Origin of the sequence: Streptomyces sp. BR1, assembly GCF_052373795.1 — a bacterium.
Classification (GTDB): domain Bacteria; phylum Actinomycetota; class Actinomycetes; order Streptomycetales; family Streptomycetaceae; genus Streptomyces.
In genome coordinates this window covers 1,081,659-1,096,393 of the sequence record NZ_CM126252.1, presented here as the reverse complement: position 1 = coordinate 1,096,393, position 14,735 = coordinate 1,081,659, and the positions used below count along the sequence as shown (strand labels likewise).

The 14,735-nt window shown below is 73.0% G+C and carries 14 protein-coding genes; 9 read left to right on the top strand and 5 right to left on the bottom strand.

Annotated features, from left to right (window positions below):
- Positions 1–39: 39 nt before the first annotated feature.
- A complete protein-coding gene (locus ACT1U9_RS04985; protein ID WP_444537153.1) occupies positions 40–678 on the bottom strand; it encodes a response regulator in 639 nt (212 codons plus the stop codon).
- Positions 675–1,877, bottom strand: a complete 1,203-nt coding sequence (locus ACT1U9_RS04980) for a sensor histidine kinase (RefSeq protein WP_444537152.1) — start codon at positions 1,875–1,877, stop codon at positions 675–677. Before ACT1U9_RS04980 ends, ACT1U9_RS04985 begins: the two co-directional genes overlap by 4 nt.
- 133 nt (positions 1,878–2,010) lie before the next feature.
- On the opposite strand from ACT1U9_RS04980, the gene ACT1U9_RS04975 reads away from it, so the two are divergent.
- Both ACT1U9_RS04975 and ACT1U9_RS04970 read left to right on the top strand, forming a co-directional pair.
- Entirely contained in the window at positions 2,011–3,048 is a 1,038-nt protein-coding gene (locus ACT1U9_RS04975; protein ID WP_444537151.1) for an ABC transporter permease, read from the top strand.
- The gene (locus tag ACT1U9_RS04970) at positions 3,045–3,734 is read left to right on the top strand and encodes an ABC transporter ATP-binding protein (protein ID WP_444537150.1); all 690 of its coding nucleotides are present in this window, start codon (positions 3,045–3,047) and stop codon (positions 3,732–3,734) included. Before ACT1U9_RS04975 ends, ACT1U9_RS04970 begins: the two co-directional genes overlap by 4 nt.
- A gap of 170 nt (positions 3,735–3,904) precedes the next feature.
- Here the strand turns inward: ACT1U9_RS04970 and ACT1U9_RS04965 are convergent, their stop codons facing one another.
- Positions 3,905–4,705 carry an IclR family transcriptional regulator gene (locus tag ACT1U9_RS04965; RefSeq protein ID WP_444537149.1) on the bottom strand — a complete coding sequence of 267 codons (801 nt, stop codon included), beginning with the start codon at positions 4,703–4,705 and terminating at the stop codon, positions 3,905–3,907.
- A gap of 318 nt (positions 4,706–5,023) precedes the next feature.
- On the opposite strand from ACT1U9_RS04965, the gene allB reads away from it, so the two are divergent.
- The 5 genes from allB (at position 5,024) to ACT1U9_RS04940 (ending at position 10,797) form a co-directional block, all read left to right on the top strand.
- The gene (gene allB, locus ACT1U9_RS04960) at positions 5,024–6,361 is read left to right on the top strand and encodes an allantoinase AllB (RefSeq protein WP_444537148.1); all 1,338 of its coding nucleotides are present in this window, start codon (positions 5,024–5,026) and stop codon (positions 6,359–6,361) included.
- A 3-nt stretch (positions 6,362–6,364) separates the two neighbouring features.
- Complete coding sequence (gene alc / locus ACT1U9_RS04955; protein WP_444537147.1) at positions 6,365–7,480, top strand: allantoicase; 1,116 nt, start codon at positions 6,365–6,367, stop codon at positions 7,478–7,480.
- 182 nt (positions 7,481–7,662) lie between these two features.
- Positions 7,663–8,898, top strand: coding sequence for a sensor histidine kinase (locus ACT1U9_RS04950; protein ID WP_444537146.1), 1,236 nt, complete (start codon positions 7,663–7,665; stop codon positions 8,896–8,898).
- Positions 8,895–9,575, top strand: coding sequence for a response regulator (locus tag ACT1U9_RS04945; protein WP_444537145.1), 681 nt, complete (start codon positions 8,895–8,897; stop codon positions 9,573–9,575). The genes ACT1U9_RS04950 and ACT1U9_RS04945 overlap by 4 nt, the downstream gene beginning before the upstream one ends.
- A 37-nt stretch (positions 9,576–9,612) precedes the next feature.
- A complete protein-coding gene (locus tag ACT1U9_RS04940) occupies positions 9,613–10,797 on the top strand; it encodes a cytochrome P450 family protein (protein WP_444537144.1) in 1,185 nt (394 codons plus the stop codon).
- A gap of 1 nt (position 10,798) precedes the next feature.
- Here the strand turns inward: ACT1U9_RS04940 and ACT1U9_RS04935 are convergent, their stop codons facing one another.
- A complete protein-coding gene (locus ACT1U9_RS04935; RefSeq protein WP_444537143.1) occupies positions 10,799–11,554 on the bottom strand; it encodes a hypothetical protein in 756 nt (251 codons plus the stop codon).
- A 119-nt stretch (positions 11,555–11,673) separates the two neighbouring features.
- Between ACT1U9_RS04935 and ACT1U9_RS04930 the strand changes: the two genes are divergently transcribed.
- The gene (locus tag ACT1U9_RS04930) at positions 11,674–12,870 is read left to right on the top strand and encodes a cytochrome P450 family protein (protein WP_444539011.1); all 1,197 of its coding nucleotides are present in this window, start codon (positions 11,674–11,676) and stop codon (positions 12,868–12,870) included.
- Here the strand turns inward: ACT1U9_RS04930 and ACT1U9_RS04925 are convergent.
- A complete protein-coding gene (locus ACT1U9_RS04925) occupies positions 12,860–13,858 on the bottom strand; it encodes a Gfo/Idh/MocA family protein (protein ID WP_444537142.1) in 999 nt (332 codons plus the stop codon). The two genes, ACT1U9_RS04930 and ACT1U9_RS04925, sit on opposite strands and share 11 nt — an antisense overlap.
- Positions 13,859–14,013: 155 nt before the next feature.
- Between ACT1U9_RS04925 and ACT1U9_RS04920 the strand changes: the two genes are divergently transcribed.
- Positions 14,014–14,733 carry a GntR family transcriptional regulator gene (locus ACT1U9_RS04920; RefSeq protein ID WP_444539010.1) on the top strand — a complete coding sequence of 240 codons (720 nt, stop codon included), beginning with the start codon at positions 14,014–14,016 and terminating at the stop codon, positions 14,731–14,733.
- Positions 14,734–14,735: the final 2 nt, after the last annotated feature.

The window sequence follows — 14,735 nt, the reverse complement described above, 5'->3', positions numbered from 1 at the left end:
CCCCGCTCCACGGCCCCTGACGCGGGGGCGTAGACGAATTCACCCCGGTTGGCGAATGAGCCTGCGCGCCGAGGCGGCCGCGACCGCCGCCGTACGCGACTCCACTCCCAACTTGGCGTAGATATGCACCAGATGGGACTTGACGGTCGCCTGGCTCAGGAAGAGCCGTTTGCTGATCTGCTGGTTGGAGAGCCCGTCGCCGACGAGTTGCAGCACCTCCAGCTCGCGGCGGGTCAGCGCCTCGGCCGGGGTGCGCATCCGGTCCATCAGCCGGTGCGCCACCGCCGGGGCGAGCGCCGACTGCCCGGCCGCCGCCGTCCGTACGGCCGCCGCCAGCTCCTCCGGCGGTGCGTCCTTGAGCAGATACCCGGACGCGCCCGCCTCCACGGCCGCCAGGATGTCGGCGTCCGTGTCGTATGTGGTCAGGACGAGCACCCGGGGCGCGCCCGGCCGTGCGGTGATCGCGGCGGTCGCCGCCGAGCCGTGCATTCCCGCGCCGAACTGGAGGTCCATGAGGACGACGTCGAAGCCGCCCTCGGCCGCGAGCTCCACCGCCCGCTCGGCGGTGGCGGCCTCCCCGGCCACGGTGAAGTCGGGCTCGGTGTCGAGGACGGCCCGCAGCCCGGCTCGTACGATCGGGTGGTCGTCCGCGAGGAGCAGCCTGATCGGATCGCTCATGATGTGCCCCGGTCGAGCGGGAGGGTGACCGGCTCGGTCGTGTACGTTCCCCTGTCGAGCGGCAGCGTGATCGCGACCGCCGTGCCCTGGCCCGGTGCCGACTCGACGCTCAGGGTGCCGCCGAGCGAGCGCGCCCGGGAGCGCATCGCCGGGAGCCCGAAGCCGCCCGTGCCGGAGGGCCGTACGCCGCGCGGGTCGAAGCCGCGTCCGTCGTCGACGACATCCAGTGCCACCGAGGTGTCCATGAAGCTGAGGGTGATCTCCGCGCGCTCCGCCGCCGCGTGCTGGACCGTGTTGGCGAGCGCCGACTGGGCGATCCGCAGCAGCGCGACCTCGTACGGAGTGGGCAGCTCGACCGGTGTGCCGCTCACCCCGAACTGCACGGCGGGACCGGGCGTGGAGGCGCAGAGCCGTTCCAGCGCGCCGGGCAGCGAGGCCCGCTCCAGATCCGGCGGGGTCAGCGCGCGGACGAAGCGGCGGGCCTCGGCCAGGTTGTCCTGGGCGGCCGTACGGGCCTGCTCGACATGGGCGCGGGCCGGGTCGTCCGGACCGAGCGCGCGCTCGGCGGCGCGCAGGAGCAGCTGGATGGACGACAGGCCCTGGGCCAGGGTGTCGTGGATCTCGCGGGCGAGCCGTTCGCGCTCGGCCACGGTGCCCGCCGCGCGTTCGGCGTCGGCGAGTTCGGCGCGGGTGGAGACCAGCTCCTCGATGAGCTCGCGCCGCCGCTCGCTCTCCCGGTACAGCGCCTCGTAACCGCGTACGGTCGCGACCGCGACGGCGGCACCGAGCAGCGGCCCGATGAACGTGCCGGGCGTGACCTGCTCGCCGTGGAGCAGGAAGCTCGCGATGGCCGCGCCCGCCGTCGCCGCCACTACGGGGGTACCCCAGCGGGCCGGGAGCAGATGCAGCTGGAGGAAGTAGAGCGGGAAGGCCAGCCAGAGGGCGTCCGGCGAGAGCGCGAGCAGCACCAGCCAGACCGCGCCCAGCGCCCCGAGCCACCACGCCGCCTCCCGCGTCCGGGGCCGCACCCTGGGAACCAGCACCCCCGCCGCGTACACCGCGGCCAGCGCGCCCACCGCGATCAGCACGGACACCTGGCCCAGCGACCGTACGGCCACCAGCACGAGCAGCCCGCACAGCAGCGCGTGCAGACACAGGCGCAGCAGCCGGGCGACCGGGGTGTGGGGGAGGGGGCTCATAGGACTTCCAGCGTAAGCGGGCCCGGCCCCGGCCCGGTCAATCGAAAGTTTGATATGCGGATCCGTCCTTCGATCCGGGGCATGCGTGCTGTGGCGCGATGCCCCGGCGGGCCCGGGCCGCGAGGCTGGAGCCATGTTCGTCGCATGGAGAGATCTCCGGTTCGCCAGGGGCCGGTTCGCGCTGATGGGGACGGTGGTGGTGCTCATCACCCTGCTCGTCGGCCTGCTGTCCGGGCTCACCGCCGGGCTGGCCCGGGACAACACCTCGGCCGTCACCGCGCTGCCCGCCGACCGGCTCGCGCTCGCCGCCCCGCCCGCCGGCCAGTCGGTCTCCTTCACGAGCTCGATACTGCGGCCGTCGGTGTGGGAGCGCTGGGGCCGGGTGCCCGGGGTGCGCTCCGCCGAGCCGATCGCGATCTCCACGGTGAACGCGAAGGCGGGGGAGCGGACGGCCGCCGTGTCGGTCTTCGCCGTCCGCCCCGGCTCGGGTCTCGCGCCGGTACGGGACGGGGGCGCCGTGCTGTCGCGGGGCGCGGCGGACAAGCTGCGCGCGGCGGTGGGGGACACGGTGGTCCTGGGCGGGCGCGCGCTGAAGGTGTCGGCGGTGCGGGGCTCGGACTCGTACAGCCATACGCCGGTCGTCTGGACGCCGCTCGCGTCCGGGGCCCCGGCGACGGTGGTGGCGCTCCGCCTCGACGACGGTGTGCCGCTCGCGGCGACGGACCGGGAGCTGGGGACGACGACCCGCACGCTGGACGGCGCGCTGTCGGCGCTGCCCTCCTATCAGGCCGAGAACGGGTCGCTCCAGCTGATGCGGGGGTTTCTGTTCGTGATCTCGGCGCTGGTCGTCGGGGCGTTCTTCACGGTGTGGACGATTCAGCGCAGCGGGGACATCGCGGTCCTGAAGGCGCTGGGTGCGTCGACGCCGTACCTGCTGACGGATGCGCTTGGGCAGGCCGTGGTGATGCTCTGCGTCGGGACGGCGGCGGGGACGGGGCTCGCTGCGCTGGTCGGGGGGCTGGTGGAGGACTCGGTTCCGTTCGTCCTGGATGCCCGTACGACTTTGATCCCCGCCCTGGTCCTGATCGCCCTCGGCGCGTTCGGCGCCGCTCTGTCCATCCGGCGGATCACCGCCGTCGACCCGCTGACCGCGTTGGGAAGTGCCCGATGACCGCGCCGCTGCTCCTGGAATCCGTGACGCTGACGTACCCGGACGGGGACGGTCGGCTCACCGCGCTCGACGACGTGAGCCTCGCCGTGCCGGCCGGAACTCTGACGGCGTGCGTGGGGCCGTCGGGGTCGGGCAAGTCGAGCCTGCTGGCGGTCGCTGCGACGCTGATCGCGCCGGATCGGGGGCGGGTGGTGGTGGCGGGGGCCGAGACGGCTGCGCTGAGCGCGGGGGAGCGGGCGGCGTTGCGGCGGAGTCACGTGGGGATCGTGTTTCAGCAGCCGAATCTGCTGGCGTCGCTTACGGCGGCCGAGCAGTTGCAGGTCATGGCGCATCTGTCGGGGGCGAAGCCCTCGGCCGCGCGTGCCCGGGCGCTCGAACTGCTCGATGCGGTCGGGCTCGCGGACCTTGCGGACCGGCGTCCGCATCAGCTGTCCGGGGGGCAGCGGCAGCGGGTGAACATTGCTCGGGCGTTGATGAACGGGCCGTCCGTGCTCTTGGTCGACGAGCCGACCAGTGCGCTCGACCATGCGCGGGGCGCCGCCGTCCTGGACCTTTTGGTCCAGCTCACCCGGGAGCGCGCCACCGCGACCGTGCTTGTCACCCATGACGTGGGTCACCTGGAGCGGGTGGATCATGTGGTGGAGATGGCGGACGGTCGGCTCGGCGCCGGGCGCGTGGTCGGCTGACGGCCGGTGGGGGCTGATCGCGCAGTTCCCCGCGAGGCCCCTCCGGGGGTGCGGGCGCTTTGTCTGCGGGCCGGTGGGGGCTGGTCGCGCAGTTCCCCGCGCCCCTTAAAGCATGGGGCACCGCACCTCCTAGGGGCGGGGCCAGCCCCCACCGGCCCGCCCCTGAGTGCTCACCCCTGGTTCGTGTTGGCCAGCGCCGTCGACAGTTCTACCGCGATCCCCTGGAGGATCGGGACGATCTTCTCCGTCGCCGCCTCCGTCACACGCCCGGCCGGGCCGGAGATGGAGATGGCTGCGGCCGTGGGGGAGTTCGGGACCGACACCGCGAGGCAGCGGACTCCTATTTCCTGCTCGTTGTCGTCGACCGCGTACCCCGCGCGCCGCACCTGCTCCAGTGCGTCGAGGAAGCCCTCGGGCGTGGTGATGGTCTTCTCGGTGGCCGCCGGCATGCCCGTACGGGCGAGCAGCGCGCGCACCTCCTCCGGCGGGGTGTGCGCGAGCAGGGCCTTGCCGACGCCCGTGGAGTGCGGCAGCACACGGCGGCCCACCTCGGTGAACATCCGCATCGAGTGCTTGGAGGGCACCTGCGCCACGTACACGATCTCGTCCCCGTCGAGCAGCGCCATGTTGGCGGTCTCGCCGGTCTCCTCGACGAGGCGGGCCAGATACGGCCGCGCCCAGGTGCCGAGCAGCCGGGACGCGGACTCGCCGAGGCGGATCAGGCGCGGGCCGAGCGCGTACCGCCGGTTGGCCTGCTGGCGGACATAGCCGCAGGCCACGAGCGTACGCATCAGGCGGTGGATGGTCGGCAGGGGCAGGCCGCTGCTGGCGGAGAGCTCGCTGAGGCCGACCTCGCCCCCGGCGTCGGCCATCCGCTCAAGGAGGTCGAAGGCGCGCTCAAGGGACTGGACGCCACCGCTCGCGGCGGATGGCTTGGAGGCGTCGGTGGTGCTGGCGCTGGACGTCGGCACGGCGCGGTCCTTTCATGCTGGCAGGGGAGCAGCCTACTGGGCGGATTGTCGCCGTACCCTGCGTAGGTAGGGCGTCCTTGCCGGTCAGGGCTGGTTTGTCCGGTCGGCGTGTGCGCCCCGTGGCGATAGCTACATTCTGGGAAGTGAAATTCTAATTCCATTCTGTGGAAACCTCCAAGACCCACGCCGTTCGCGGTCACCGGAGCCGGGACACCCTTGACGGCTCCCTGATCGGCGTGAAGACTCCTTCAACAGTTCGTTGAATTTCGCTGGCTGAGTCAGTTGCATCAGTCGAACCACTGGGAAGTGAGGGCTCGGGTGTCCGACGTCAACCTCGTACTGCGCTCCTCGCGCGTCATCACCCCCGAGGGCACCCGCCCGGCCTCGGTCGCCGTGGCCGGTGGCGTGATCGCGGCGGTGCTGCCGTACGACGCGGACGTCCCCGCCGGGGCGCGCCTGGAGGACTTCGGCGACGACGTCCTGCTGCCCGGTCTCGTCGACTGCCATGTGCATGTGAACGACCCCGGCCGTACCGAGTGGGAGGGCTTCTGGACCGCCACCCGCGCCGCGGCCGCCGGTGGCATCACCACCCTCGTCGACATGCCGCTCAACTCCCTGCCGCCGACCACCACCGTGGCCAACCTGCGCACCAAGCAGGAGGTCGCGCGGGCCAAGGCGCATGTGGACGTCGGCTTCTGGGGCGGCGCCCTGCCGGACAACGTCAAGGACCTGCGGCCGCTCCACGACGCCGGGGTCTTCGGCTTCAAAGCGTTCCTGTCGCCGTCCGGCGTCGAGGAGTTCCCCGAGCTGAACCAGGACCGGCTGGCCCAGTCGCTCGCCGAGATCGCGGGCTTCGACGGCCTGATGATCGTGCACGCCGAGGACCCGCACGAGCTCGACGCCGCGCCCCATCTGACCGGCCCCAAGTACGCGGACTACCTCGCCACCCGGCCCAGGGTCTCCGAGAACACCGCGATCGAGGGCCTGATCGCGGCCGCCCGCCGGGTCGGCGCCCGGGTGCACATCCTGCACCTCTCCTCCTCCGACGCGCTGCCGCTGATCGCCGCCGCCAAGCGCGAGGGCGTACGGCTGACGGTGGAGACCTGTCCGCACTACCTCACCCTGACCGCCGAGGAAGTCCCGGACGGGGCCAGCGAGTTCAAGTGCTGCCCGCCGATCCGCGAGGCCGCCAACCAGGACCTGCTGTGGGCCGCGCTCGCCGACGGCACCATCGACTGCGTGGTCACCGACCACTCGCCGTCCACCGCCGACCTGAAGACCGACGACTTCGCCACCGCCTGGGGCGGCATCTCCGGCCTCCAGCTCAGCCTCTCCGCGATCTGGACCGAGGCGAGGAAGCGCGGCCACAGCCTGGAGGACGTGGTGCGCTGGATGTCGTCCGCGACCGCCTCCCTCGTCGGGCTCTCGCAGAAGGGCGCCATCGAGGCGGGCCGCGACGCCGACTTCGCGGTGCTCGCCCCCGACGCGACCTTCACCGTGGACGCCGCCGAACTCCAGCACCGCAACCGTGTCACCGCGTACGCGGGCAAGACCCTGCACGGTGTCGTCAAGTCGACCTGGCTGCGCGGTGAGCGCATCCAGGAAAACGGCACCCTCACCGAGCCCACCGGCCGCCTGCTCGAAAGGAACAACTGAACCGTGAGCGAGATCCCTTCCTACACCGGTGACGCCAGCCCCTACGGCGGCGGCGACCCGTACGCGGACTACCGCACCGCCGACTTCCCGTTCACGCGGTACGCGGACCTCGCCGACCGGCGCCTGGGCGCGGGTGTCATCGCCGCCAACGACGAGTTCTTCGCCGAGCGCGAGAACCTGCTGAAGCCCGAGGCCGCCGAGTTCGACCCCGAGCACTTCGGCCACAAGGGCAAAATCATGGACGGCTGGGAGACCCGCCGCCGCCGCGGTGTCTCGGCCGCCGTGCCGCACCCGACCGACGAGGACCACGACTGGGCCCTGGTACGCCTGGGCGCCCCCGGTGTCGTACGCGGCATCGTCGTCGACACCGCGCACTTCCGGGGCAACTACCCGCAGGCCGTGTCGGTCGAGGCCACCTCGGTCGACGGCTCGCCCTCGCCCGAGGACCTGCTCGCGGACGACGTGAAGTGGGTAATGCTCGTTCCCCGTACGGCAGTCGGCGGCCATGCGGCCAACGGGTTCGCCGTCGACGTCGAGCAGCGCTTCACGCATCTGCGCGTCAACCAGCACCCGGACGGCGGCATCGCGCGCCTGCGTGTGTACGGCGAGGTCGCCCCGGACCCGAAGTGGCTCGCGGCGCTGGGCACCTTCGACCTCGCGGCCCTTGAGAACGGCGGCCAGGTCGAGGACGCGTCCGACCGCTTCTACTCGCCCGCCACCAACACCATCCAGCCGGGCCGCTCCCGCAAGATGGACGACGGCTGGGAGACCCGGCGCCGCCGCGACAAGGGCAACGACTGGATCCGCTACCAGCTGGCGGCCCAGTCCGAGATCCGCGCGGTCGAGATCGACACCGCGTACCTCAAGGGCAACTCGGCGGGCTGGGCGGCGCTCTCGGTCCGCGACGGCGCGTCGGGCGACTGGACCGAGGTCCTGCCGCGCACGCGGCTGCAGCCCGACACCAACCACCGGTTCGTACTCGCCGCCCCGGCGGTCGCCACCGACGTCCGGATCGACATCTTCCCCGACGGCGGCATCTCCCGCCTGCGCCTGTTCGGCTCGCTCACGACCGACGGCGCGGCGCGGCTGACCGCCCGCCACCAGGAGCTGGGCGGCTGACGACACAGCCGCCCATGCGCGGGGCGCCCCGGCCCGACAGCACCGGGGCGCCCCGCGCCGCACCACCCGCGCGCCGTCTTCGGACGCGCCCCGTGATGCGAAAGTCTCGGCTCGTACGACTTTGGTAGCGCGCTGCCGCCGGATCCCGCCGCACCGCCTGCGACCTGCGTACTTTGGTCGTCATGACACGCCCAGGTACCGAATACCGCTGGCTGCTGCCCTCGGCCGTCGCCGCCCCCGAGCTGCCGGGCGACCGCTCCGGGAAGAGCAGGCCGCGCCGTACCGTACGGGACTGGGTCGTCGACACCCTCGTCTTTCTCGCCGCCGTGCTCGTCGGCCTGCTCGCCGCCGACGCCATGAACTCCACGGCCGGCTACTCGGACTCCCCGCTCCAGGCCGTGGACCTGCTGGTGGGCGCGGTCGCCTGCGGCGCGGTGTGGCTGCGCCGACGCCATCCCGTGGGGCTCGCCTCGGCACTCGTCGTCATCACCGTGGGGGCGCCCGCCGCCGTCGGGGCGCTGCTCGTCGCCCTGTTCAGCCTGGCCGTGCACCGGCCGCTCAAGCCCGCCGTCGCGGTCGTCGGCAGCGCCGCCGTGGTCAGCTCGGTGCTCCAGCCGGTGGTCCGCCCCGATCCGACGTCGAGCCTGCTGGCCAACGCCCTGGTCGGCATCCTGATCGTGCTGCTCGTCATCGGCTGGGGCATGCTCGTACGCGCCCGGCGCCAGCTCGTCGTCGCGCTGCGCGAACGGGCCGCCCGCGCCGAGGAAGAGGCCGCGCTGCGGGCCGAGCACGCCCAGCGCCTGGCCCGCGAGGACATCGCCCGCGAGATGCACGACGTACTGGCCCATCGCCTCACCCTGCTCAGCGTGCACGCGGGCGCCCTGGAGTTCCGCCCGGACGCGCCCCCGGCCGAGGTCGCGCGCGCCGCCGGGGTCATCCGGGACAGCGCGCACGAGGCGCTTCAGGACCTGCGCCAGATCATCGGCGTGCTGCGCAGCCCGGGCGAGGGCGCCGAGGACCGGCCGCAGCCGACGCTCGCCACCCTGGACGCGCTGGTCGCCGAGTCACGGCAGGCCGGGATGAAGGTCACCCTGGACAGCCGGATCGGCGACCTCGCGGCGGTCCCGGCGGGCACCGGACGCAACGCCTACCGGATCGCCCAGGAAGCCCTCACCAACGCCCGCAAGCACGCCCCGGGCGCCGAGGTCACCGTCCGCGTCACCGGCGGCCCGGGCGACGGACTCACCGTCGAGGTGCGCAACCCCGCACCCGTCGGCGACGTTCCGAAGGTGCCCGGATCCGGGCAGGGGCTGATCGGCCTGACCGAGCGCGCCATGCTCGCCGGGGGCCGCCTGGAGCACGGCGGCACCCCGGACGGCGGCTTCCGGGTCGGCGCCTGGCTACCGTGGCCCTCATGACCATCCGGCTCCTCGTCGTCGACGACGACCCCCTCGTCCGTGCGGGACTCACCTTCATGCTCGGCGGCGCCGACGACCTGGAGATCGTCGGGGAGGCATCCGACGGTTCGCAGGTCGGGGAGCTGGCGGACCGGCTGCGCCCGGACGTGGTCCTGATGGACATCCGGATGCCGACCGTCGACGGCCTCACCGCGACCGAAGCCCTGCGCGCCCGCCCCGACGCGCCCGAGGTGCTGGTCCTCACCACCTTCCACGCCGACGACCAGGTCGTACGGGCGCTGCGCGCCGGAGCCGCCGGGTTCGTCCTCAAGGACACCCCGCCCGCCGAGATCGTCGCCGCCGTCCGCAGGGTCGCGGCGGGCGAGCCGGTGCTCTCCCCGGCGATCACACGCCAGTTGATGCACCAGGTCGCGTGCGGTACCGGTGGAGTGGCCGACCGCGCCTCGCGGGCCCGGGCGAGGATCGGCCAACTCGGCGAGCGCGAACGGGAGGTGGCGGTCGCGGTCGGCCGGGGCCAGTCCAACGCCGAGATCTCCGCCGCCCTCTTCCTCAGCGTGCCCACCGTGAAGACCCATGTCTCGCGCGTCCTGGCCAAGCTCGGCCTCAACAACCGTGTCCAGATCGCGCTCCTGGTGCACGACGCCGGACTCCTCGATGAGGACGGCGACGTACGCTGAAAGCGACCTCAAACGGCGGGGGAAGGCGGTCAGTGCCATGACGGTGGTGGACCTGCGGGACCACGCGGACTTCACCGCGAACCCGTATCCGTACTACGCGAAGCTGCGTGCCGAAGGGCCCGTGCACCGCGTCCGCACCCAGGACGCCGACGAGGTCTGGCTGGTCGTCGGCCACGAGGAGGCGCGGGCCGCGCTCGCCGACCCCCGGCTCTCCAAGGACTGGCGCGAGTTCGGCGACTGGGAGTACGAGGACACCCCGGTCAGCGCCAACATGCTGGAGTCGGACCCGCCGCGCCACACCCGGCTGCGCAAGCTGGTGGCACGGGAGTTCACACCCCGCCGGATCGAGGCACTGCGCCCGCGCGTGCAGCAGATCACCGACGGGCTGCTCGACACCATGCTGGCCGCGCCCGGCCGCCGCGCCGACCTGGTCGACTCGCTGGCCTTCCCGCTGCCGATGACCGTCATCTGCGAACTGCTCGGCGTGCCCGACCTGGACCGGGAGACCTTCCGCAGACTCTCCAACGAGGCCGTCGCCCCGACCGCCGACGACGGCAAGAACACCTCCGTACGGGAGATGGGCGCGTACCTGGTCGAGCTCATCGAGGACAAGCGCTCCACGCGGCCCGCCGACGACCTGATGAGCGCCCTGATCCGCACCCGGCACGAGGACGGCGACACGCTCTCGCCCGACGAACTCATCGGCATGGCCTTCCTGCTGCTCGTCGCCGGACACGAGACCACCGTCAACCTGATCTCCAACGGGGTACGGGCGCTGCTCGCCCACCCGGAGCAACTGGCCGCCCTGTGCGCCGATCCGGACGGCCTGATCGACGGCGCCGTCGAGGAGATGCTGCGCTACGACGGCCCGGTGGAGACCTCCACGTACCGCTTCACGACCCAACCGCTCGACATCGGCGGCACGGTCATCCCGGCCCGCCAGCCGGTTCTCGTCGCCATCGCCTCCGCCGACCGCGACCCCGGCCGCTACCCGGATCCCGACCGCTTCGACATCACCCGCGCCCCGCAGAGCCATCTGGCCTTCGGCCACGGCATCCACTTCTGCCTGGGTGCGCCGCTGGCCCGGATGGAGGGCCGGATCGCGGTCCGTACGCTCCTGGAGCGCGCGCCCGGCCTCGAACTCGACCCAGATGGCGGCCCGTTGGAGTGGCTGCCGGGCCTGCTGATCCGGGGCGTACGGCATCTTCCGGTGCGGTGGTGACTCACGCCTTGCGCGCGGCCGCCGCCCTTTTGCGGTGCTCGCCGCGCAGGACCAGGCCCGGCCATTCGTCCCCGTACGCCCCGCAGACCGAGACCGACCACAGCGACCACTGCTGCGGCACCGAGTAGTACGGCACCAGCATGCGCACCGTCCGCAGCCGGGACACCTTCACCGGGACCAACGCGGGCAGCACGTCCGGCTGCTGGCCCGCCAGGATCGCCTTGCGGCACGACGGGCAGGCGGGACGGCGGTCGGCGGCCGCCTCGCGCGGGCCGGTCCGGCGCCGGGCCTGTCGGCGGTGCTGTTTGCGCGCGGGCGAGCCGGTGTGCTCGGCGGCCGCGTGCAGCGGGTTGTAGTAGCAGCGCTCGGCGGGCCGGGGCACGTGCTGCCCGGCGCGGCGGGCGTGCACGGCGGCGAACCGCACCAGCGCGCGCTCCGCGAGCACCGCCGCGGCCGCCAGATCGGGCAGGTCGGCCCCCTCGTCGAGCAGCTTGCCCGCGGCCTGGAACGCGTCGAGCGCCCAGGTGTAGTCGAGCTCGCCGACCGGGTCCAGGGCGGCCCGCTCCACCGGGAGTTCGGCCTGGCGCAGCACATCGCCGACGGCCGTCACCCGCGCCGACACCAGCCGCTCAAGGCGCTCGCGGGCCGTCTCCCACTCGTCCAGGATCCGCTGCTGTTCTTCCTTCGACGGCTCCCGCGCCGTTTGTACGGGACCGCCCGGGCGCAGCATCCCCATGAACCACCAACGCTTCAGCACCGAGCCTCCCCTCGCTGCGACCAGGGTAGAAGCCCCCGAAGCTACCGGAGAGTTAGGGTGTGCCGACCACCACGGTGTGCACGCCGGGCGGCGTGCACTACGTCCTGAAGGGACCCGCGTTGACCAGCGAAGCCATTGTCGATCTCACCGCTCTGGGCGAGGACTTCACCCGTGACCCGTACCCGGTCTACGCGGAGCTGCGCGAGCGCGGACCGGTGCACCGCATCCGGATGCCCGAGGGCTCGGACGCCTGGCTCGTCGTCGGCTACGAGGCGGGCCGCGCCGCCCTCGCCGACCCGCGCCTGTCCAAGGAGTGGCGCAACGCCTCGCCCGACCTCGGCGTGCAGCAGGTCGCCTCCGGCACCACCATGCTCAGCTCCGACGCCCCGGCCCACACCCGGCTGCGCAAGCTCGTCACCCGCGAGTTCACCCCGCGCCGGGTCGAGCAGATGGCCCCGCGCGTCCAGGAGATGACCGACGCGCTGCTCGACACCATGCTGAAGGAGCCCGGCCGCGCGGATCTGGTCGAGGCGCTGTCCTTCCCGCTGCCGATCACCGTCATAGGCGATCTGCTGGGGGTGCCGAGCCTGGACCAGGACAGCTTCCGCGAGTGGTCCAACGCCTCCGTCTCCGCGACCGCGCTCGCGGACCGGCTGGCGGCGGCCAGGTCCATGTCGGAGTATCTGACGGCGCTGCTCGCGGACAAGCGCGAGAACCCCGGCGGGGATCTGATGAGCGCGCTCATCCACGCGGCCGACGAGGACGGCGACCGCCTCTCGGGTCCCGAACTGCTCGGCATGGCCTGGCTGCTGCTGGTCGCGGGCCATGAGACGACCGTCAACCTGATCTCCAACGGCGTGCTCGCCCTGCTGAGCAACCCCGAGCAGCTGGCCGCGCTGCGGGCCGACTTCGACGGGCTGATCGAGGGCGCGATCGAGGAGATGCTGCGCTACGACGGCCCGGTGGAGACACCCACGTACCGCTTCACGACCGAACCGGTCGACATCGGCGGCACGGTGGTGCCCGGCGGCGGGGAGCTGGTGCTCGTCGCCATGGCCGACGCCAACCGCGACCCGGCCCGCTACCCGGAGCCGTCCCGCTTCGACATCCGGCGCGACGCGCGCGGCCATGTGGCGTTCGGCCACGGCATCCACTACTGCCTGGGCGCCCCGTTGGCCCGCCTGGAAGCCCGCATCGCGATCCGCTCGCTGCTCGAACGCTGCCCCGACCTGGCGCTCGACATCCACCCGGCGGCGGTCACCTGGCGCTCGGGGATGCTGGTGCGCGGGCCGGAGAGCCTGCCCGTCAGGTGGTGAACTCCGCGACGGCGACCGGGCGGCGCTCGCGTCGTGAGCGCTCGCACGCCTCGGCGACGCGCAGCGCGTACAGCGCCTCCCGCCCGTCGCAGGGGTTGGCCCGCTCGCCCCGTACGACCTGGACGAAGGCGTCCAGTTCGGCCCGGTAGGCCGGGGCGAACCGCTCCAGGAAGCCGGTCCAGGGCTTTGCGGCGGGCGCGGGCACATCGGGCTCGGCCGAGACGATCGGGGTGCGCTCGCCGAGGCCGACCGCGAACTGGCCGAGATCCCCGGCCAGTTCCATGCGTACGTCGTACCCGGCGCCGTTGCACCGGGTCGCCGTCGCCGTGGCCAGGGCGCCGTCGTCGAGGGTGAGGACGGCGGCGGCCGTGTCCACGTCCCCGGCCTCGCGGAACATCGCGGGCCCCGCGTCCGAACCGGCCGCGTACACCTCGACCACCTCGCGGCCGGTGACCCAGCGCAGGATGTCGAAGTCATGGACCAGGCAGTCCCGGTAGAGGCCGCCGGAGAGCGGCAGATACGCGGCGGGCGGCGGCGCCGGGTCCGAGGTGACCGCCCGTACGGTGTGCAGCCGCCCGAGCTTTCCGGCGCGTACGAGCTCGCGGGCGGCGGTGTACCCGGCGTCGAAGCGCCGCATGAAGCCGATCTGCAGGACGGTCCCGGCGGCCTCGACCTCGGCCAGCGCCGCCAGCGTCCCGGCCAGGTCCAGGGCGATGGGCTTCTCGCAGAACGCCGGGATCCCGGCCCGGGCCGCCCGGGCGATGAGCTCGGCGTGCGCGGCGGTCGCCGAGGCGATCACCACCGCGTCCGGGCGGTCCGTGAAGAGCCGGTCGACCGAGGCGGCCGTGGCGCCGGTCCGGGCGGCGGCCTCCACCGCGCGCACCGGGTCGGCGTCGGCCACCACGAGCTCGGTGACCGAGGGATGGCGGGTGAGGGCCTCCGCGTGGAAGGAGCCGATACGTCCCGTTCCGATGAGTCCGATGCGCATGGCCAAAAGGTGACGTCGCCGGGACGTCCTGTCAAGAGTTTGTCCTGACAATCTGACTTCCGGACTTCCCGTCAACATGCCCCGCGCACTACGCTCACTCCGTGTCCAAGCAGCCCAGAACCGTGCCGGAGACCGCCGCTCCGCTCCAGCTCAGCGTGGACCGCACCAGCCCGGTCCCGCTCTACTTCCAGCTCTCGCAGCAGCTGGAAGCGGCCATCGAGCGCGGCACCCTCACGCCCGGCAGCCTCCTCGGCAACGAGATCGACCTCGCCAACCGGCTCGGCCTGTCCCGCCCCACCGTCCGCCAGGCCATCCAGGCCCTGGTCGACAAGGGCCTCCTGGTGCGCCGCCGAGGCGTCGGTACGCAGGTCGTGCACAGCCAGGTCAAGCGACCCCTTGAGCTGAGCAGCCTCTACGACGACCTGGAGGCGGCCGGGCAGAAACCGGCCACCAAGGTGCTGCGCAACGCCGTCGAGCCGGCGAGCGCCGAGGTGGCAGCGGCGCTCGGGGTGCCCGAGGGCGCCGAGGTGCATCTGGTGGAGCGGCTGCGGTACGCGCACGGCGAGCCGATGGCCCGGCTGTGCAACTACCTGCCCCTCGATCTGTGCGCCCTGGACACCGCGCAGCTGGAGGCCACCGGCCTGTACCGGCTGATGCGCGGCGCGGGGATCACCCTGCACAGCGCCCGGCAGTCGGTCGGGGCGCGGGCCGCGACGGCCGCCGAGGCGGAGCTGCTGGCCGAGGTCGTGGGCGCGCCGCTGCTGACCATGGAGCGCACCACGTTCGACGACACCGGCCGGGCCGTCGAGTTCGGCTCGCACATCTACCGCGCCTCGCGGTACGCCTTCGAGTTCCAGCTGCTCGTACGGCCGTGAAC

What these genes read in the sequence shown, in the direction of transcription:
- ACT1U9_RS04980 (WP_444537152.1), bottom strand. Translation starts at nt 1,877, where the DNA reads ATGAGCCCCCTCCCCCACACCCCGGTCGCCCGGCTGCTGCGCCTGTGT.
- ACT1U9_RS04985 (WP_444537153.1), bottom strand. Translation starts at nt 678, where the DNA reads ATGAGCGATCCGATCAGGCTGCTCCTCGCGGACGACCACCCGATCGTA.
- ACT1U9_RS04975 (WP_444537151.1), top strand. Translation starts at nt 2,011, where the DNA reads ATGTTCGTCGCATGGAGAGATCTCCGGTTCGCCAGGGGCCGGTTCGCG.
- ACT1U9_RS04945 (WP_444537145.1), top strand. Translation starts at nt 8,895, where the DNA reads ATGACCATCCGGCTCCTCGTCGTCGACGACGACCCCCTCGTCCGTGCG.
- ACT1U9_RS04970 (WP_444537150.1), top strand. Translation starts at nt 3,045, where the DNA reads ATGACCGCGCCGCTGCTCCTGGAATCCGTGACGCTGACGTACCCGGAC.
- ACT1U9_RS04940 (WP_444537144.1), top strand. Translation starts at nt 9,613, where the DNA reads ATGACGGTGGTGGACCTGCGGGACCACGCGGACTTCACCGCGAACCCG.
- ACT1U9_RS04950 (WP_444537146.1), top strand. Translation starts at nt 7,663, where the DNA reads ATGACACGCCCAGGTACCGAATACCGCTGGCTGCTGCCCTCGGCCGTC.
- ACT1U9_RS04925 (WP_444537142.1), bottom strand. Translation starts at nt 13,858, where the DNA reads ATGCGCATCGGACTCATCGGAACGGGACGTATCGGCTCCTTCCACGCG.